General features: G+C 51.0%; 16 protein-coding genes. 6 read left to right on the top strand and 10 right to left on the bottom strand.

Going from position 1 to position 18,467, the window contains the following annotated elements; all coding sequences use genetic code 11:
* Window positions 1-196: 196 nt before the first annotated feature.
* Both ABIC80_RS14570 and ABIC80_RS14575 read right to left on the bottom strand, forming a co-directional pair.
* Entirely contained in the window at window positions 197-1,345 is a 1,149-nt protein-coding gene (locus ABIC80_RS14570; protein ID WP_429177602.1) for a phage major capsid protein, P2 family, read from the bottom strand.
* Between the two features lie 29 nt (window positions 1,346-1,374).
* Window positions 1,375-2,232: a GPO family capsid scaffolding protein gene (locus tag ABIC80_RS14575; protein WP_429177604.1), complete on the bottom strand. Its 858-nt coding sequence runs from the start codon at window positions 2,230-2,232 to the stop codon at window positions 1,375-1,377.
* A 173-nt stretch (window positions 2,233-2,405) separates the two neighbouring features.
* Between ABIC80_RS14575 and ABIC80_RS14580 the strand changes: the two genes are divergently transcribed.
* The 3 genes from ABIC80_RS14580 to ABIC80_RS14590 all read left to right on the top strand — a co-directional run bounded on the left by ABIC80_RS14580 (window position 2,406) and on the right by ABIC80_RS14590 (window position 6,603).
* Window positions 2,406-4,175 (top strand): terminase ATPase subunit family protein, encoded by a 1,770-nt coding sequence (locus ABIC80_RS14580; RefSeq protein ID WP_429177606.1) that lies wholly within the window; start codon window positions 2,406-2,408, stop codon window positions 4,173-4,175.
* The gene (locus ABIC80_RS14585; protein WP_429177608.1) at window positions 4,175-5,209 is read left to right on the top strand and encodes a phage portal protein; all 1,035 of its coding nucleotides are present in this window, start codon (window positions 4,175-4,177) and stop codon (window positions 5,207-5,209) included. The genes ABIC80_RS14580 and ABIC80_RS14585 overlap by 1 nt, the downstream gene beginning before the upstream one ends.
* A 683-nt stretch (window positions 5,210-5,892) precedes the next feature.
* Window positions 5,893-6,603 (top strand): hypothetical protein, encoded by a 711-nt coding sequence (locus ABIC80_RS14590; RefSeq protein ID WP_429177610.1) that lies wholly within the window; start codon window positions 5,893-5,895, stop codon window positions 6,601-6,603.
* 222 nt (window positions 6,604-6,825) lie between these two features.
* Here ABIC80_RS14590 and ABIC80_RS14595 read toward each other — a convergent pair whose 3' ends face one another.
* From ABIC80_RS14595 to ABIC80_RS14620, 6 genes are all read right to left on the bottom strand, one after another.
* A complete protein-coding gene (locus tag ABIC80_RS14595) occupies window positions 6,826-7,098 on the bottom strand; it encodes a hypothetical protein (protein ID WP_139567129.1) in 273 nt (90 codons plus the stop codon).
* Window positions 7,099-7,171: 73 nt separating this feature from the next.
* Window positions 7,172-7,417 (bottom strand): DinI family protein, encoded by a 246-nt coding sequence (locus ABIC80_RS14600; protein WP_429177612.1) that lies wholly within the window; start codon window positions 7,415-7,417, stop codon window positions 7,172-7,174.
* On the bottom strand, window positions 7,417-7,605 hold the full coding sequence (locus ABIC80_RS14605) for a hypothetical protein (protein WP_139567127.1): 189 nt from the start codon (window positions 7,603-7,605) through the stop codon (window positions 7,417-7,419). The genes ABIC80_RS14600 and ABIC80_RS14605 overlap by 1 nt, the downstream gene beginning before the upstream one ends.
* A gap of 139 nt (window positions 7,606-7,744) precedes the next feature.
* Window positions 7,745-9,910: a replication endonuclease gene (locus ABIC80_RS14610; protein ID WP_429177649.1), complete on the bottom strand. Its 2,166-nt coding sequence runs from the start codon at window positions 9,908-9,910 to the stop codon at window positions 7,745-7,747.
* Entirely contained in the window at window positions 9,813-11,882 is a 2,070-nt protein-coding gene (locus ABIC80_RS14615) for a DUF4011 domain-containing protein (protein WP_429177613.1), read from the bottom strand. The genes ABIC80_RS14610 and ABIC80_RS14615 overlap by 98 nt, the downstream gene beginning before the upstream one ends.
* A gap of 585 nt (window positions 11,883-12,467) precedes the next feature.
* On the bottom strand, window positions 12,468-12,758 hold the full coding sequence (locus ABIC80_RS14620; RefSeq protein WP_429177615.1) for a macro domain-containing protein: 291 nt from the start codon (window positions 12,756-12,758) through the stop codon (window positions 12,468-12,470).
* 419 nt (window positions 12,759-13,177) lie between these two features.
* Between ABIC80_RS14620 and ABIC80_RS14625 the strand changes: the two genes are divergently transcribed.
* Window positions 13,178-13,726: a serine acetyltransferase gene (locus ABIC80_RS14625; protein ID WP_429177616.1), complete on the top strand. Its 549-nt coding sequence runs from the start codon at window positions 13,178-13,180 to the stop codon at window positions 13,724-13,726.
* Window positions 13,727-13,997: 271 nt separating this feature from the next.
* Window positions 13,998-15,167, top strand: a complete 1,170-nt coding sequence (locus ABIC80_RS14630; protein ID WP_429177618.1) for a DNA repair protein — start codon at window positions 13,998-14,000, stop codon at window positions 15,165-15,167.
* A gap of 29 nt (window positions 15,168-15,196) precedes the next feature.
* Here the strand turns inward: ABIC80_RS14630 and ABIC80_RS14635 are convergent, their stop codons facing one another.
* Window positions 15,197-15,967 (bottom strand): siderophore-interacting protein, encoded by a 771-nt coding sequence (locus ABIC80_RS14635; RefSeq protein ID WP_429177620.1) that lies wholly within the window; start codon window positions 15,965-15,967, stop codon window positions 15,197-15,199.
* A gap of 238 nt (window positions 15,968-16,205) precedes the next feature.
* On the opposite strand from ABIC80_RS14635, the gene ABIC80_RS14640 reads away from it, so the two are divergent.
* A complete protein-coding gene (locus tag ABIC80_RS14640) occupies window positions 16,206-16,718 on the top strand; it encodes a PadR family transcriptional regulator (RefSeq protein ID WP_312604733.1) in 513 nt (170 codons plus the stop codon).
* Here the strand turns inward: ABIC80_RS14640 and ABIC80_RS14645 are convergent.
* Window positions 16,715-18,277: a methyl-accepting chemotaxis protein gene (locus tag ABIC80_RS14645; protein ID WP_429177622.1), complete on the bottom strand. Its 1,563-nt coding sequence runs from the start codon at window positions 18,275-18,277 to the stop codon at window positions 16,715-16,717. The genes ABIC80_RS14640 and ABIC80_RS14645 overlap by 4 nt on opposite strands.
* Window positions 18,278-18,467: the final 190 nt, after the last annotated feature.

The raw sequence follows: 18,467 nt of genomic DNA on the forward strand, positions 1-18,467 counted from the left end.
TAAAATCATATAATTAAGCCACTCGAGAGAGTGGCTTTTTTGTTTCTCATTTTTCGAGTGGCGATAAAATGGCGGTGGGTTTTTAGCATATATTGAAAAAGGCCACAAAAGACCCACTCAAGTGTGTGATCTCACATCCATAACTGGCGCTGGCCGAGACCCGCATCGCATGGCGCTGCGCCGGGGTCGTCATAGTTTACGCTCCTTCACCGGTTGCAGGGGCGGCACCGGGTGCCAGCGCCTGCATGGCGAGCGCCAGCTCGCGCGCGATGACTTTCGCCGCGTCCGCTTCCGGGGTGTCGCTCTCTTCCGGCTCAAGAACTTCGATGTTCTCAATCAGGCACCCGGCTTCGTAATCCTCGATAACGAAATCGACTTTTACCTGCTCGTAGTTTTCCACCTGGTCGAGCTGCGGGTTTTCGATGAGGTGGCGGCGGTGACCGTCCTCGTAGAGATAGATGGAAATGTTATCCAGCGTGGTAATAAAAATGCTGTTCGCCGGGAAGAACGGCGCGCGTACCGCCTGCAACTGGCCGATAGTCTTCTGGCCGATAATCAGCTCACCGGCGAGCTGCTCGCTGTTGGGCTGGAATTTATTGATCATCGGGAAATATTTGTCGGTCAGAATACGGCGACCACAAATCACGACCATATCCGGGTTTTCACGGTGGATTTCAGCAATCAGGGACTCATGCGCATCCATAACCAGCGCGTCGAGATTTTTGTAATGACCGGCTTTGCCAACTTTGATGGTCGGGGAAATCACCTTACCGGTTTCATCGGTGACGCTGCTCATCACGCGGTCTGGCGCGTCGTTGCGGTATTTCTGCAACCAGCCGACCGCCACATCCTGAAGAAGCGGATTCTTCTGGCGGTCAGAGGTTGCCGCACGGCTTACACCATTAAAGCCGATGGTGATGTAGTCCAGCGCCTGACGCTTAACGATCGCATCGCGGATACGGGTCTGGAAGTCCTGAAAACGCGCCCACAAATCAAGCTTGTTATATTTCAGGTGGTAATCGAAGTTCACCGGCTTACAGAAATAGCGATAGGCGTCCATCTTCGAAAAATCGGCGGTCTGGCGCTTTACACCGTTGTCGGTGTCAGCGGTGCTGGCAATGGTGCCGTTAACATCGATGCCGACTTTCTCCTCGGTCAGCTCGCGCACGACCACCATGTTGATCTGTTGCAGGAAGGAGGACGACTGCTGGATTTTTTCAAACAGCGTCTGCGTTACTGACGGCTCAACGCTGAATTTTTTATTCAGGTCTTCAACCCCAATGCCGTTCAGCTCGGCGAGGCGAGTCAGGTACTGATTAAACTTGAAACGTGTCTCTTTGCGCATGGTATTTTCCTGTTATGAAATTGGTCGGATTAGCAGTCGGTCAGGGTGACGGATGCCCCTTCGCCGCCGGTGCTGAGCGTGCGGCGCGGCTGCGTCCCATCCGGTGTTTTGTCCAGGGTGGCGGTGATCGCACTGAGCTTCGCGCCGGTAGTGGTTGCCTGGTCAATCAGGCGCTGATTCAGCGTGGCGATTTCGCTTTCGAGAGATGAAAAGCGCGTCTCAGCGCTGTCGGTGCTGGTCTGCACACGCTCGGCGATGGTGGTGACCGCTTCATGCACGTCGCTGAAACGCGCGTCGTCGCTGGTCTGTTTGCGGCTGAAAATGGATTTAACGGAGTCGGTCAGTTTGTTAAGTAGGGTGTCGGGCACGTCCTCAAACTCCAGCTCGGCCAGGGAGGCGACAGAGAAGAGATTCTCCGGGCTCATCTTGAAACGCTGTAGCGGGTTGTGTTTCGCCTTGCTGCAAAACTCCAGATACTCAGTGCCAAGGCTTGCCGGGTCATCAGTGACGGCCAGGCCGACCAGATAGCACTTGCCGCTGTTGGCAAAGTTCGGCTGAATTTCCATGGAGGTATAAACCTTCTGGCCTTTTGTCACCATATCGACCAGGGTGTCGAGCGGCGCGATTTTGCCAAACAGCGCCAGTTTGCCGTTAAGCGCGGAGTCGTCCTCGATTGTCTCCGCTTTCAGCTCGATCACATCGCCGTAACGGGCAAACGCGCCATCCGGCAGAAGCCCGCGCAGATGCTCAAGGTTGATGCGGCAACCGTAAACGCGCGGATCGAATGAATCGGCCATTTCCTGAATATCCGTCGCGCTGATTACACGCCCGTCGCAGGTGTCGCCCTCTACGCCAATACGAAAGAATTTTGATACTTTTTTTGCCATCGTCAGGAGTCCTGATTGTGTGAAGGATTGCGTTCTGTCGGGGTGTAGTTTCCCGGCTCGTCCGCTGGTTCGCCATCAGTCACAGATGGCTTGCCGCCTGCACATCAGTCCCTTAGCGAATCGCCGCCCGCGCTTCAGTAGCCTTGCCCTGTACTGATTACGGCGAGGCATCCATGACCATCACCACCGACACCACACTCCTTAACGACCCGCGACGGCAGGCCGCGCTGCTCTACTGGCAGGGGTTTTCCGTGCCGCAAATCGCGGAAATGTTGCAGACCAAACGCCCGACGGTGCAGAGCTGGAAACAGCGCGACGGATGGGACGAGACCGCCCCGCCAGACCGGGTGGGGAACACGCTTGAGGCGCGCCTGATTCAGCTTTACGCCAAGCCCGACCTCACCGCACATGATTTCAAGGTTGCTGATTTTCTCGCGCGCCAGCTGGAGCGCTTCGCCCGCATCAACCGCTACGGCCAGACCGGAAACGAGGCGGATCTCAATCCAAACGTGGCGAACCGTAACAAGGGCGAGCGTAAGAAGCCGAAAAAGAACTATTTCAGCGAGGAGGCGATCGAGAAATTACAGGCGATTTTTTTCGACCAGTCATTTGAGTATCAGCTCAACTGGCACAAGGCGGGGCTTAAGCACCGTATTCGCCACATCCTGAAATCCCGCCAGATTGGTGCGACATTTTATTTTGCCCGCGAGGCGCTGCTGCGCGCCCTTGCGACCGGCCAGAACCAGATATTTTTATCGGCATCGAAAACACAGGCGTATGTGTTCCGCAAATACATCATCGCGTTTGCGAGGCTGGTTGATGTTGACCTGAGCGGCGATCCGATTGTCATCGGCAACAACGGCGCAGAGCTGCTTTTCCTCGGCACCAACAGCAACACCGCGCAGAGTCATAACGGCGACCTGTATGTCGACGAGATTTTCTGGATACCCAACTTCCAGAAATTACGCAAAGTTGCCTCGGGCATGGCGTCACAAAAGCACCTGCGCACGACCTATTTTTCAACCCCGTCCTCACTCGGTCACGGTGCGTATCCGTTCTGGTCAGGCGACCTGTTTAACCGCGGGCGCGCCAGCGCCAGCGAGCGGGTCGAGATTGATATCAGCCACGCCGCACTCGCGCGCGGGGTGGCGTGCGCCGATGGTCAGTGGCGACAGATTGTGACCATTGAGGACGCACTCGCCGGGGGCTGTACCCTGTTTGACCTGGACACACTGCGCCGCGAAAACAGCGCAGACGACTTCCGCAATCTGTTTATGTGCGAGTTTGTCGACGATAAAGCCTCGGTGTTCCCGTTTGAGGAGCTGCAACGCTGCATGGTCGACAGCATGGAGGAGTGGGAGGACTACGCGCCGTTTGCCGACCGGCCATTCGGTCATCGCGTGGTGTGGATTGGTTACGACCCGTCGCACCGGGGCGACAGCGCCGGGTGCGTGGTTATCGCGCCGCCGGTAGTTGCCGGGGGCAAGTTCCGCATACTGGAGCGCCATCAGTGGAAAGGCATGGACTTTGCCACCCAGGCCGAGTCCATTCGCGCCCTTACGCAGAAATATAACGTGGAATACATCGGCATCGACTCGACCGGTCTCGGTCAGGGCGTGTTTCAGCTTGTGCGTTCGTTCTATCCGGCTGCGCGTGATATCCGCTATACCCCCGAAATGAAAACCGCAATGGTGCTCAAGGCCAAGGACACCATCATGCGCGGTTGCCTGGAGTATGACGTCAGTGCAACCGACATCACGCAGTCGTTTATGTCGATTCGTAAAACCATGACCAGCAGCGGGCGCAGCGCCACCTACGAGGCCAGCCGCACCGAGGAAGCCAGCCACGCAGATTTAGCCTGGGCAACCATGCACGTACTGATTAACGAACCGCTGACCGCCGCAACCGGCCAGCCATCATCCTCCATTCTGGACTTCAACTGATGAGCAAAAATAAAAAGAAATACACACCGAAACCGCGCCAGCAGACCGCCACGCCCGCACAGAGCATGGAGGCATTCACCTTCGGCGAGCCGGTTCCGGTGCTCGATAAGCGCGACATTCTGGATTACGTGGAGTGCATCGATAACGGTCAGTGGTACGAGCCGCCGGTCAGCTTTTCGGGACTGGCGAAAAGCATGCGCGCCGCCGTTCACCACAGCTCACCGATTTACGTAAAGCGTAACATTCTGGTGTCGACCTATATTCCGCACCCGCGCCTGTCCCGACAGGATTTCAGCCGCTTTGCGCTCGATTACATGGTGTTCGGGAATGCGTTTATTGAGGAGCGCCTGAGCGTCACAGGCAAGCCGGTAAAGTATGAAACCTCCCCGGCTAAATACACCCGGCGCGGCGTCGAACAGGACACCTACTGGTATATTCAGAACTTCACAAAGCCGCACCAGTTTGCACCGGGCTCGGTGTTTCACCTGCTGGAGCCGGACATCAATCAGGAGCTATACGGGGTGCCCGAATACCTGAGCGCACTTAACTCGGCCTGGCTCAACGAGAGTGCCACGCTGTTTCGCCGCAAGTATTACCAGAACGGGGCGCACGCCGGTTACATCATGTACGTCACCGACGCGGCGCAAAGCAGTACTGATGTTGAGGCGCTGCGCAAGGCAATGCGCGATTCGAAAGGGCTCGGCAACTTCAAGAACCTTTTTTTTTACGCACCGAACGGAAAGGCTGACGGCATTAAAATTGTGCCGCTAAGTGAAGTCGCCACCAAAGACGATTTTTTCAACATTAAGAAGGTAAGTGCGGCCGACCTGCTCGATGCACACCGCATCCCGTTTCAGCTGATGGGCTGCAAGCCAGAAAATGCGGGCTCTGTCGGGGATGTTGAGAAGGTGGCAAAGGTGTTTGTGCGCAACGAGCTGATTCCGTTGCAGTCGCGCTTTATGGAGCTTAACGAGTGGGCGGGCGAGGAGATCGTCAGGTTCCAGAAATACAGCCTCGACGGCGACAACGAATAACCCACCTCAGCCGCCTACGGGCGGCTTTTTCATCCCCCCGCATCAGACGCCGTGAGCACGCGCACACTGCGCGCTGTCGCCTTGTCTCACTCTTTCACACTTTTCCCTCTCCCGACGCCTCAGCGCACCGCACAGGGCGTAAATAAATTAATTATTTATGCCTCCGGCGCGCAGTGCTTTCCCCTCCTCGCCTGCCCGCTTCGCGTGTCGGTTTTAATGCAGTTGCATCGGGTCGGCAAATCCTTGCCTGTACTGACTCCGTTCAGCATCTCGGAAATTACGTGACGCATGCAAAACGATGCAGTAATGCATGCAGCCCACTAAAGGGGCGATGTCTCGTATTATTAACGCGCGATTATTAATGCTTCTCACGCGTGATAGCACAATAAATTTTACCCACTACATACACGGCCAGAATGCCGAATAATATCGATGAAACCGCAAAAAATACAATTGACGAGAGGAAGGGACTGAACAAACCACCCAGGCTCGTAAAGTCGCTAAGTCTGCCAAGAATGTCATTAGGAACCGTCCTTAATATAATTTCGGGAATTATTAGAAATGAAATAATTGCAGCCGCAACATTAATGAGTATTTTTCGACTTTTTTTCATCTTCAACCTTGCCCCCGCGAGCGACCATGATCAATCATTAACCTACAATGTTACAACAAGGCACATGAAAATGGCACAAAACTATCTTAAGTGGAAATCGGAAACAGACCGAAATATGGCTATAGCTGTAACGAAGGCTTTAAGAGAGATCCATGAAGGTCAAATGGAAACCATTGAAAAAGTGAAACTTGGTAGCCAAAGGCTTATTAATTATGGCTCATGCTTCGTTACTAATGAATATTACAGAAGTACTTGCCATGAGCAATGGAGCGAAGATAGGCGCTTGTATTTATCCTTGCTAGAAATATACAAACGAAATGATGTCGTGCTTGATATGGTCGAACTTTACTTTCGCAAAGCTTTCAAGCGCCTCGGGGAAAGCAAAAGTAATACGCTTGTTTCTTACTTAAAAGAGAAAATTGGAGAGAGGGCTTATTATGCAGCTGACCGCTCAAGCAAGCTCGCCATTTCATTTACTATCGCTAAATTGATCGTAAGCAGTGGTGATTTTCAAGAGTCATTTATTCGGAACGTGAATCAAATGTCCATGTGGTTTGTTCAACTAACGACATTTTATTCCAAGGCTGAGGTAGCGGCACAGGCAGCAAGGAAACTTAAATTTCAGGATTCAGAATATTATCAAATACTTTATCAAGAAAAGTTAGAGATGCTGTATTTCCTTATCGAACCTAAAATGTCGAAAGTAATTTACGAGTTTCAATCCGGTGGGAATAATGAAGAGGTTATCGGTGACGCCTTATACGAGATGTTAAAAAAATGAAAAGGTTTTTCTTGTTTTTATGGGGCGCTCACTCTCACTTAGTTCCCATCGCCCTTATACTGGCAGGTGCCTTTTTATTTATTAAGTTCATCCCCGGCTATTCTGGTGTTCTTACTTTTATATGGTTCTTAGTCGTTTCTTATTTATATCTCAAATATAACAAATGGTATTGATAGCCCGTTATAAAGGGCTATCCCTTTGAATTTTACTTTTTTTCTAACGTTAGAATAATGATAAATTTGGATCTTCCTCCGCTGTTAAAAACTCCATATACCTTGATTCGGCTGAATTGACTGCAATCATAAACTGCATGCCCTCAATGAGCGAAACCGGCCTTTCTATGCCAAAAATGAAAACATCCATATAAGTTCGACCGACCCAAAACCCGCCGCCATATTCTTTGAGACGCTGAAAAAAGACCCAGCCGCCATCTACAAATCGTGGCAGGCTTTCGCCACGTTTAACCACCTGATAATTGCTATCTTTCACGCCCATATTGTCCTCCTGCCGCCTCGCCTTGCTGTTTGCCCAATCCCGCCACACCCTAAAAATTGTGTGGCGGGATTACTCAGTGACTCGAATTATCTTTTTGCCAGATAAAGCGCAGGCTTTCCATTACTTGTTTTTTTTGTTCATCAAGTTTTATGGCAGGCTCTTTGAGCACTTTGAAATGACTTTTTCTTATACAAATTTCAGACGAAAAAGACAGTTTCTCTAAGCTACTGATAATTTCCTGCTCAATGGCATCTAATTTATCACGACTGATCTTTTGCTCTTTATCTGTCATTATTTCGATGTGCAAAAAGATAGCCATTAATTATTTACATCCATTGATTTGTTATATTCGTGGCTACGTATTTTCGCCATTAATTCGTCTGTCAGCTCAGAAACCCACTGTATGGCAAGGCACTTTTCTTCTTCACTGCACTCGCTCGCTGCTACAAGTCTGATAAAAAAATCAATACGCTGAAGCTTCAATGACTCCAGTAAATAATCCTGCATCTTCCCTCCTGTTACATCTCACAACCAAATAGCCCAAAACACTGTTTATATATACAGTATATTAGCTATTTCAAATTGTAAACCCTTTATCATCAACTATCTGTGCTCTGAGCACGAACAATACCAAGTTGCTGAATAGTTAGGTTTTACTGGTAGCAAGGATCGCTACACGATGCATGATTGCTCTTGACCTAAATTCGTAGGATTGGGAGGCTGGAAAAACCTCTCCGGTCTCCGATCCACGATACCATTTACCGCTAAAACAGCTTTTACCATGGGCGATAAGATGCAACGCCTCACCCCGGTTTATAGCTATTCCGGTTAAAAGTTGGATCTCGTCTATTGTTCTGGCTATGGCTTCGTTCTGCTTTACCGTTCCGTGGATAAATTTACGCCTCGCCTCTGTTTTTTCACCCCTTAAACGGTTCGTTAGCTGTCGCCTCTGGTATCGAGTCAGGGGCTTAGCTAAATCCAGCTGCGGTAGATCACCTTCGCTTCCCGTACAGTTATTGACAGAACTCCGAGAGGGCGCGGTCGCGCCCTTAAGGTCAACAGCCAAATCAACGGCACGCTTCGGAACAATTTTCCACTGCGTGAGGCGGGTCAGAATAGGGGAGGCAGCGCCGACCGTTGCGTCGTAGACGCCACGAATGCAGACAGTCTCCTCACCGTACTGGTTAAACTCAGCGCGCGGCTCATAAAGCGTGCGCACCTGCAATTCGTCACGGCGCGCAAACGCACCGCCCTGCGCATTGACATAGCCTGCCCAGTCACCGGCGTCAGCGGCATCGTGTACCGCTGCAAATTCTACACTCAGACCGTGAGCGGTCTCGGTATCAGCCAGACGCCGTAATTCACGGTACACGGTCACCGGTGCGCCACCGATAAACTGAAACTGACGGATGTGCCAGCGAGCCGCCCAGGCAGAAACTGCGGGTGCCGTCTCTTTCAGCAGCTCACCGCTTTCATCGTCTTTCTCACTGTCGAGAGCGTAACCATCAATATTTTTGGAGATGTATTTAGCAACATAGCCCGTTGCGCTTCCCTTCTCCGGATCGATGGCTTCAGCATGAAAACGTGCCTTTTTCGCCTTGTCACTCCTGAGCTCACTTTCATCTTCCTGCCACGCATAATCACGGATGACCTTACGCACGCGCTCAGCATCTTCCGGCAGCATAAACATCAGCATGTGCCAGTGAGGGGTGGCGTCGTGGTGTGGCTCCGCGACGCGGATGCCAAATATGCGGATATCTTCCCGATGGAGTTTGGCGCGGATGCGCGCCCAGAGTGAGGTTAAATAGCCCTGAGTGTCGGACGGGCTTGCGCCATTCCACTTGTGGTTACGGTAGCCTGCTTTTGTTGTGGCGTGATATTTCGACGGCGCGGTCAGCGTGTAGAACTCACCCACATAGCCCAGCTCATTGCAGATATTTTCAAAGCCACGGATGCGGGTCATCAGCTCGCAGCGGCGAATGGCCGGATTAGCCACCGAGCCATCATATTTATCAATGAGGCTGATTCGGTTCCCGTCCTCGTCCTCAAGCTCCAGCCCTTTCAGAAATTCGCGGGTGCGCCGCTTCTGCTCGCGCCAGTCAGTCACGCAGTTTTTACTCGCGTAAACATGCTTTTTCTTGCTGACGTTACCGACGGCAATTTGCAGATGTTCACGCCATGCAGCTGCGACCCGGCGCAACCGGCCACGCCACCATGTTTCATTAAACATGCGCATGACAGCCGGGGCGATTTCGTCCTGGCCTGCATATTTCTTTGTCACGCGCTCCCAGTGGGGCGGCGTTACGTTGAACTGCAACGCAATCATTCCGGCGCGCATATACCAGCGATACAGCGTTTTCAGCTCACCGGCTTCGGTGTCGTCATTGTCTGCCAGTTCTGAGCGGATAAAGTTGGCGATATCAGCCGACAGCAGATCGATATCGGCTTTAGACATATCCGGGAGCCGGTTGTAACGCGCAACCATATTCACCAGACGCGACGCCATATACTGCTGATCTTTTGTGTCGAAATGTCCGTTGAATACAGCGGCAGAAACGTCGCTCCTGATGCCGGAGGCCTGGTATTTTCTTGCGACCAGTTCAAGGCGCGGCAATGCTTTTTTGCAGAAGCTGATTAAAAAGGCATTGGCTCGCTGACTGTCGTGATGTTGCTCCAGCGTGGAAGCAGTGCGCATCACGTCATAGCGCACACATTCAGGCTGGAGGGATAACGCTTTGCGCGCATGCAGCAACGCCGCAATCATGCGATCGCGGCGATGCTGTTCTGAATAGGTCAGATAAGGGCTGGCTATTGCTGAGCGAGGAGCATTCCAGGCGTAAGCGTAAGAAATTGCCACTTACACGCCCCGGTAATGTCTGGTTTTGAGCTCTGCTATCAGTGTTGTTAACGCCATACCAGGGATGTTCCCACAGCTCCGCTTGCTGACCGACCTGCTGACGAAACTCCACGACAACGTCTTTAAACTCTTTGGTTTGGTCACGTAGTCTTAACTGCGCCACGCGATCCAGTTTTTGGCCGGACAGGTTTTCTATATGTAGCAGTGTGGGATCGATGCCCAACTCGCGTCGATAACGCGTCGCGCCGGTCAAAATTTGGTGAATAGTCAGCCCGGTAAGCTTCCAGCTCTCATTAATTTCCTGAGCGTAGCTGTTTAACTGATTCTTTAAATCTTCATAGCGAGAAATCTCGGCATCAATTTGCGCCGGCATTTTTTGCAATGCCGGGTTATGCAGCCGTTTTTGGATGTCTTCTAACACCTTACGCTTGTGTGATTTATGGCTGTGCAGCTCAAGGCAAAAATCACCCAGCCCTGCTTTATCGAGTCGGTGTTTAACGACCTCTAATGCCGCAAGCTTTTCCGCAACAAAAAGCACCTTCTTGCCATTCAGCATTGCCGCGGCAATCAGGTTGGTAATGGTTTGCGATTTGCCCGTGCCTGGAGGGCCTTCGATAACCAGATTTTCGCCATTTACCGCATCAATCAGTGCGCTATGTTGTGAGCTATCCGCATCAAAAATAAGCGGAAACTGTTGATGAATATTATCGAGAGTATCGATGTGATATTCGCTGGATAGACTTTCTGAACCGGAATGCTCTCCCGTCTGCGAAGTAAAAAGACGTTTGATCACCTCATGATTCAGTAAATTTTTACCGCCCTGTGGCCAGCGCTCTGGATCAAGATCGAGATACATCAGCATCTTGCTGAAGTTTAATAAGCTCAATGCCCCATAGCGGCGCACTTTCCAGCGCGGCTTGTTCGTTTCGGTAATCGCCTCTATTTGCTGGAAATAGGTTTCCGGCAACGTCTCCTCATCGAGCCCAGGTAGTGCAAAACCAAAATCAGCCTGCAATTTCTCCTGCAACGACAGGTTAGGGATAATATCTTCCCCGGTATAACGCAGGTGGTAGCGATAGAGGCCCGCTTGTGGATCGAGTTTACCTTTCTCCAGCGTTACGGGAACGGTAAAGAGCGGAGCAAGGCGGGGCTTATCTGAATCATCACTTTCATACCATTCAAGAATGCCAAGGGACAGATAGAGAATACCCGCCCCGGTCTCTTCAATCGCTACCTGCGCTTTACCGTGGATAGAGCGCAGTACGGCTTCCAAATCGGCCGGGTAATAAAGCGTCTGTATTTCATTATTCGCTTCAGTCTCCTGCACTAATGGCTTACGCAACGGCTTGCCCGCTTTCGTATCGCGCTCAAACTCACCACTATCTTTGTAGCCAAGCTGGATAAGTAGCGAATCCAGACGCTCAGCAGGAAGGCTGGATTTAGCCTCCGTATTCCTGACGCCGGCCAAAGAGCCGCCGTTTTCCTTCAAGTGGATGAGAATAAGATCGCGCGCTTTAACGACCAGTTCATAATCTTCCTGGGAAATAGCACTTTGCGCACCGCTTGGTAATTCATAGTCGGTATTGATGCCCAGCTTACCCGCCCACGTTTTCGCATCGGGCATAGGTTTTGTCGCTTTTTCCTCGGCTGAAGGCGCGTTTTTATCCAGATAACCAAACTGCTGTAACTGCGCTTTGGTTGGATCCGGAACAGGAGCAAACTGCATAACCTGTTCTGATTTGAGGGTTTGAAAAAGCTGATCGGGTAGCGCGTTGATGATACGCAGCGAAGAGTGTTTTTGATTAATTGGAAAATTTAATAACCTGTTTCGCGAGGTCAAATCCAACAATTTGCGCCGCATATCCTCAAGCGACTTGAGAATATATTCTTTGGATTCACCATCGAATGAAGAAGAGTATTCCGCCATATCAAACCCTGTAGATCATCAGCAAAAGGATAACCAGAACTTACCAAAACCTTCTGGTTCCAACACCTGACAGGAATAAAAGTTATGCCGCTTGCGATCGTTCTGTATGTATCGACAAGCCATGTTTATTACTGACGATGCTAAATTCAAAAAGAGACCTCACCGCGAAAAGGCTCATTCAAGCAGAAAGCCCCATCCGATAAGCGTCGGGATAGCAAAATCATACCTTGGGCGACGCTGAATACAAGAAAATCCTTAACAATAAAGGGCTAACAAAGAGCACAAGCTTCAGATTTAACTTAATCATATAAAACATATAACAAAGCTGTTTGAGTGAATTAGAGATATTGACCAGGCATGAAGCTGAGCAAAAAATAACCACAATAGCGCTTATCTTCTGCTTCGAAAGAGATATGTCTGATGTGAAAAAGCTCAATGGCATTCATTTAAAATCATACTTAGCGCTATTCTCAATATGATAATTAAGTCCGAGTGTAATAATAGGCCGCTGCTAAATCATGAGATAAAGTTACAAAGCAATGAGACATATATTCTTCGTTACGTGAAGCGCACGATTGTCGTTGCTCAGGCTAGCACGTTAAATGGATCCTCGACACAATCATACTGCGACTTCTGCCGCCAGTGATCTTTGGTGGGAAAGTTGACGATCGGCTTATTGTTCTCTTCCACGGTGAGAATAGATCCATTTTTGAATGCGCTACTTTTGCAGGCCTCACGATAGATCTTATCGTTTTCAGGAAAAGCCTCCTTAAACTGGTAGGCAATGCTTTTGCCCATTACTCCATGACAATTCACCACATTGACCAGTGCAACTGTCTGAGATTGAAGTAGATTGCCGCGTTCATATTGAATCATAATCATCGCTCATCGGTGCAGCTGAACTACGACGTAACTTAAACCTGCTGCGCTTCGCAGCCCGCATGAAAGCTGGTATATACTCACCATCCCTGAATGCCATTCCCCATAAGCTGCTGAAACCTGGGATATAAACTGCCCCTAAACAATACGCAGATTTCAGTCACACTTTGTCACACTTATGTTGACATTGAGAATAATCCGAGTTAAATTCTCGAACAAAATTAATAACAATCCGCTTGATAAGTCATTTCTTATCTCAATTATTTGTCTTAAAAATACGCAGCCTAATACAAATTAGCTTTTATAAATGTTTTGTTATGAAATGCCACTGGTATCAATAATAAAAAATAATAAAAAAATCTTTAAATAGATCAACATGCCTATTTGATATGTTTATTATGAACGACCGGGTAAATATGGAATTTTTGAAAGAGTGTTTGCGAGTAGAAGTCATTGGCGGAAAAGATAAAAAATTCTCATGGGGAAGAGCCTTGCGACACGCATGGCGTCAGCCAAAGCGTCGGTTTCTTTTTTGGTGGAGAATTGCATCTTATCTGCATGATAAAAAAGGAAAAAGATGCAAGAAATTCGCACACTTGCTTAATCGTAGATTAATGAAAAAATATAATACTGAGATTGGTCTGGGTGCAAAAATCCAACCTGGACTCTTCGTCGCTCATTATAATGGCATTGTGGTTTCGTTATATTGCGATATCGGCAAGAACTTCCTGATACGGCAAAATACCACCATCGGTATCAAGACCCCAGGAAAAAAAGATGAAGATTACAGAATCACTATTGGTGATGATGTCGTTCTTGGCGCTAATTGCTGCATCATATCTGACGATATCCGTATCGGCGATAACGTAAAAATCGGCGCGATGACATTCGTCAATAAAGATATTCCTGATAATAATATCTACTACACCAAAAAAGAGACGGTACAAGTGTTGAGAGAGGCGTAAGCCTCCTTGCGCTTACAGGACGCGGTTACGCCTTACCCAGACAGGAGCGTTGCGACGTTTTCAGAGCTATTTACCCATCCTCTTAAGGGCGTTTTCGCCCTCATTTCACCGAATTACACCGCCATAAGCGCAATTTTCATAGAAAGACTAACGCATTGAAATGTGCCCATGTAATATGAGGCCGGGCTATTGCGACTTTCGCCTTCGTGGTCCAGATTTGATGAATAACGACTCCCCTTAACAGACTCATTAAGCGCTTTGACGAAACGCCATGAACAAACCAATAAAACGGCTTGAAATCATCAAATACGCCATTGAACTGGAGGATGACAGCATCATCCTCAGCCAGCTTCCTTTGCTGAAAACGGAAGTGACCGACCCGGAGTTAGCGTTTATTGTTCACGCGCTCGAAAAGAAGAATTACAGCGATGCGATGCGCGCCATTACGGCGTGGCTACAGAGCCAGCGCTCGGTCGTCAGTTGGCAAGATCCTCAGGTTTCCGCCAGCAAGCTGGAACTCAAAGCGCTGGAGGAGCAGCTCCGCGAGCTTATCGATAAGCGCAATGCGCGCATTCAGCAACTGGATGAATTTAACGATCTCTACTTAACTCGCCTTGGGCCGCTGATGTCGCAGATCCTGCGCCTGCGTAAAATGCTGGCTGAAGCCGCTGTGCGTCGCCAGGAAGCGGAAGCACGTCGCCGTGAGGCTGATTATCTGCGCTGCCAGAAATACCTCTCGCAGGCAGTGAACGTGCTGGTGACGCTCACGCAGCGCTGGCAGAGCATGCCGCCGCACTCGATGCAGGCGGCTGAAGCGCGCAAACATCTCCAGCAGCAAAGCGAACTGATCGCCTCTCTGCTGGCAGAAGCGCAGGAACTGGAGCGTGGTCTGACGCGCGAAGAGGAGCCAACGCGCCAGGCGCGCGACGAAGCGCGTCAGGAGTACGAAAGCTATCAAGAGCAGCAGCACGATGCGGAAAAACGCTTTAGCTTCGAGCAGAAGATGTCAGAAGAGGAGCGCCATGAGCTGAAGCGCCTCTGGCGGCAGGCGAGCAAACTCTGTCACCCCGATCTGGTCGACAGCGAGATGAAAAACGATGCCAATAGCATGATGGTGCAGCTCAACCAGGCCCGTCAACGCGGCGATCTGAGCGCGATTCGCTCCATGCTCAGCCGCCTGCAAAAAGGGCTGGAGCCGCTAATGGCCAGCGACAGGCTGAACGATGTCCAGCGTCTGCGTCAGCGCATTGTGGAAGTGAAGCAGCACATCGCCACGCTGATTGAAGAGTTAATGACGCTGGATAAAGAGGAGACCTGGCAGCTGGTCTCTTCCCTCGGCGATCGTGAAACCTATTTCCGCCAGCAGGAGAAAGCGCTGGCTGAAATCCGTGAGTCCCTTGAACAGCAGGTTAACGAAGCCGAATACGACGAAGTGGCCTGATATGCGCCCGGCGCTCTGCCGGGCCGCAATTACTTTTTATGCCAGTAAGCCTGGGCGCGAACGCACTGCTGATCGATAGCGTCCGTTTCAAACCGCGCCTTCAGGGATTTCACCACCTCCCCCTCCCCGGTCAGCCAGATAAAATAGTCCTCACCCGGTACAGTTAGCGCCGCCAGCTTTTCCGCCACTTTCTGCGGCTGATGCCCAATCACATACTCAATATCAAAGCCCTCCAGATGCGCGAGGTAATCCTGATAAGCGACATTGTCGATGGTTACCAGCGCCTTCACCTGCGGGCGCCGCGCAAGCGGGCTTATCGCCTCCAGCCGACGGCGCAATGCCGGCATACCGGACTCATCGCACACGTAGAGTTGCCAGGCGTAATCTTCCGGCACCACCAGCGAACCGCGCGGCCCGCCGATAGTCAGCAGATCTCCGGCCTGCGCGTGAAGCGCCCAGTTGCTCGCCACACCGCCGTCGTGAATGTAAAAATCGAGAGTCAGTTCATTGCGGCTGGCATCAAAAAGTGGCGTATAGTCGCGCGACAGCGGACGCGGCCCATCGCCCCAGTTAATGCCTTCATCCGTTACCTCTGGCGGTACGAAAGGAGCGCCCTCCTGCGGGAAGAAGACTTTGGTGTGATCGTCGAAACCGCGTGAGCTAAAGCCATCGAGCTGCTCGCCGCCAAGCACAATGCGCTGAAAGCCCTCGCTTGCCCGCTCAACGCGCAAAACGGTTAACTGGCGAAAACGCAGTTCATTACGTACGCGCTGCGGATAACGTGAAGAAGTTGTGGTCATAATCGGCCCTACTGAATGTGAAATAGATATATCTAAATGTTGTGCAAATGATAATGATTGTTGTTTATAGGGAAGGCAAGATCTTTTTAAGATATAGCTACAGCTAAGAGCACGAGCTGACAAAATCACTATTTAAAATCATCATTATCAATAAGATAGAAATTAAGCATTAAACCAGCCTGTTACCAGACAGAGTTTAGATATAGATTAGATATATCGAATTAACACGGAGAGTAGAATGCGCCATTCACACGACAGTCACGATAACGAACACCACGGCGGCCGTCGGCAGCGCTTTTTTGGCCACGGAGAATTACGCCTGGTGCTGCTGCATCTGCTGCGCGACAGCGCCAGCCACGGCTATGAGCTTATCAAAGCCATTGAAACACTGACCGAGGGAAACTACACGCCCAGCCCCGGCGTGATCTACCCGACTCTCGATCTGTTGCGCGATCAGCATTTGATTACTATCAGCGATGAGGAGAATGGGCGCAGGGTGATTGCGATAACCCGCCACGGCCAGCAGTGGCTGGATGAGAGCCAGCAGCAGCTGGCGCAGATTCTTGAGCGGGTTAAAGCACGTAATGTCGGCTATCAGTTACGCAGAGATCCACAGATGAAGCGGGCGCTGGCGAACTTTAAAGCCGTGCTCGATCTGCGCGTGAATCAGCAGGCGCTTAGCGCCGCGCAGCTTAAACAGATAATTGGCATTATCGACCGCGCGGCGCTGGAGATATCCCAGCTGGATTAAGCCGGCATTGGCGCTTCACGCAGGCGGAAGACCTTCACCAGTTCGCGCAGATGCAGCGCCTGGTCGTTCAGTGCCGCGGCTGCCGCAACAGACTCTTCCACCAGGCTTGAGTTCTGCTGGGTGGTGGAGTCAATCAGGCCGATAGCGCTGTTGATCTGCGAAATGCCGTCGGTCTGCTCGCGGCTCGCCTGGCCGATTTCACGCAGGATCACATCCATCTCTTCGACGTTGGTCACCATACCGTTAATCAGCGCACTGGCTTTCTCCACCAGCGCCATCCCTTCACGGGTCTGGCTGGCTGAACTCTCGATCAGATGGCGAATATCATTCGCCGACGAGGCGCTTTTCTGCGCCAGTTGACGCACTTCACCGGCCACCACGGCAAAACCACGGCCATGCTCACCGGCACGCGCCGCTTCAACCGCGGCGTTCAACGCCAGGATGTTGGTCTGGAAGGCAATCGCATCAATCAGGTTGATGATGTCGGACATGCGATTAGAGGTGTCGTTGATAACCCGCATCTTCTCGGTGACCTGCATCATCATCTCGCCGTTGCTCTTCACCACCGTCGCGGCATCCGCCGACAGCGTGGTGGCTTCAGAGGTGTGATCGGCTGTGTTCTTCACGGTTGCCGTGATCTGCTCCATGGAGGCCGCAGTCTGCTCAACGGAACTTGCCTGCTCTTCCGTGCGCGCCGCCAGATCCTGGTTACCAGCAACAATCTGCGCCGCCGTGCTGGAGATATTTTCAGAGCCGTTCTGTACCTGATGCACAATCTCCACCAGGCGGTTTTTCATCTCCATCAGCGCACGCAACAGCGTTCCGGTCTCATCATGATGACGGGAGTCAATGGAGCGGGTTAAGTCGCCATCGGCAATCGCTTCCGCAAAAGTGACTGCTTCACGAAGCGGACGAGTGATCATTCGCGCGATCACCACGCCAATCAGGCTACCAAGGGCAATACTGATCGCCGCCAGCGCAATCAACAGCAGGCGGTTGGAGCCAAAGTCCTTCTGCACCTGCTGACCCGCGTCACGCATCTGCTGATCCTGGATGGCAATCAGCTCCTGCACTTTCGCTTTATAGGCCTTCTGGACAGTGATGGTATTGGTCATCATCTCCTGAATGGCGGCCGGGCGATCGTTGCGCTTTACCGCATCGAGGATGCGAAAACGGGAGTCGAGGTACTGTTGGCGCACGGTGCGGATCTCAGCAAGGATTTGCTGCGACTGCTCGTCGCGCAAGTTTTTCGAGAGATCGGTCAGTAAGGCAGAAATACGCGAGCTAATCGCCGCCAGCTGTTTCTGGGAATCAGCCGACCATTTGCCGTCCGTATCCAGCAGCATTAATTGTTGCGTACTGACGAACGTCTGGAAATTATCAATCAGCTCGTTTGCTTTTACGGTCGTGGGATAATCCTCATGCACAATTTCTTGCATACCGTTGTTGGCACGATTAAGGCTGAAAAGCGAGAAACAGGAACTCACCACCATCAATACAATAAAGAATCCGAATGCCAGAAATAATTTCGTACCGATTTTTACATCATGTAAAAACATATCTTCTCCGTGGATTTGAATGTCTTGCTGACAAAAGCTTTGAACCCTAATTCAGAAGGCACGCTTAAGTCCCCGGCGCGAATGGAAACCCTGTCGCCACCAGACGTTATCGGTAACGTAAATGCTAACTTTATGAGTTTGATCGTTTTTTTATTAAATTAATTGACCATTGGATAGCCATGAGCTATCA

Source organism: Kosakonia sp. 1610 (assembly GCF_050435845.1).
Taxonomy (GTDB): domain Bacteria; phylum Pseudomonadota; class Gammaproteobacteria; order Enterobacterales; family Enterobacteriaceae; genus Kosakonia; species Kosakonia cowanii.

Bases quoted from the DNA above. Each gene is read 5' to 3' on its own strand.
- ABIC80_RS14570 (WP_429177602.1), bottom strand. From the start codon at position 1,345: ATGCGCAAAGAGACACGTTTCAAGTTTAATCAGTACCTGACTCGCCTC.
- ABIC80_RS14575 (WP_429177604.1), bottom strand. From the start codon at position 2,232: ATGGCAAAAAAAGTATCAAAATTCTTTCGTATTGGCGTAGAGGGCGAC.
- ABIC80_RS14580 (WP_429177606.1), top strand. From the start codon at position 2,406: ATGACCATCACCACCGACACCACACTCCTTAACGACCCGCGACGGCAG.
- ABIC80_RS14585 (WP_429177608.1), top strand. From the start codon at position 4,175: ATGAGCAAAAATAAAAAGAAATACACACCGAAACCGCGCCAGCAGACC.
- ABIC80_RS14590 (WP_429177610.1), top strand. From the start codon at position 5,893: ATGGCACAAAACTATCTTAAGTGGAAATCGGAAACAGACCGAAATATG.
- ABIC80_RS14595 (WP_139567129.1), bottom strand. From the start codon at position 7,098: ATGGGCGTGAAAGATAGCAATTATCAGGTGGTTAAACGTGGCGAAAGC.
- ABIC80_RS14600 (WP_429177612.1), bottom strand. From the start codon at position 7,417: ATGGCTATCTTTTTGCACATCGAAATAATGACAGATAAAGAGCAAAAG.
- ABIC80_RS14605 (WP_139567127.1), bottom strand. From the start codon at position 7,605: ATGCAGGATTATTTACTGGAGTCATTGAAGCTTCAGCGTATTGATTTT.
- ABIC80_RS14615 (WP_429177613.1), bottom strand. From the start codon at position 11,882: ATGGCGGAATACTCTTCTTCATTCGATGGTGAATCCAAAGAATATATT.
- ABIC80_RS14620 (WP_429177615.1), bottom strand. From the start codon at position 12,758: ATGATTCAATATGAACGCGGCAATCTACTTCAATCTCAGACAGTTGCA.
- ABIC80_RS14625 (WP_429177616.1), top strand. From the start codon at position 13,178: ATGGAATTTTTGAAAGAGTGTTTGCGAGTAGAAGTCATTGGCGGAAAA.
- ABIC80_RS14630 (WP_429177618.1), top strand. From the start codon at position 13,998: ATGAACAAACCAATAAAACGGCTTGAAATCATCAAATACGCCATTGAA.
- ABIC80_RS14635 (WP_429177620.1), bottom strand. From the start codon at position 15,967: ATGACCACAACTTCTTCACGTTATCCGCAGCGCGTACGTAATGAACTG.
- ABIC80_RS14640 (WP_312604733.1), top strand. From the start codon at position 16,206: ATGCGCCATTCACACGACAGTCACGATAACGAACACCACGGCGGCCGT.
- ABIC80_RS14645 (WP_429177622.1), bottom strand. From the start codon at position 18,277: ATGTTTTTACATGATGTAAAAATCGGTACGAAATTATTTCTGGCATTC.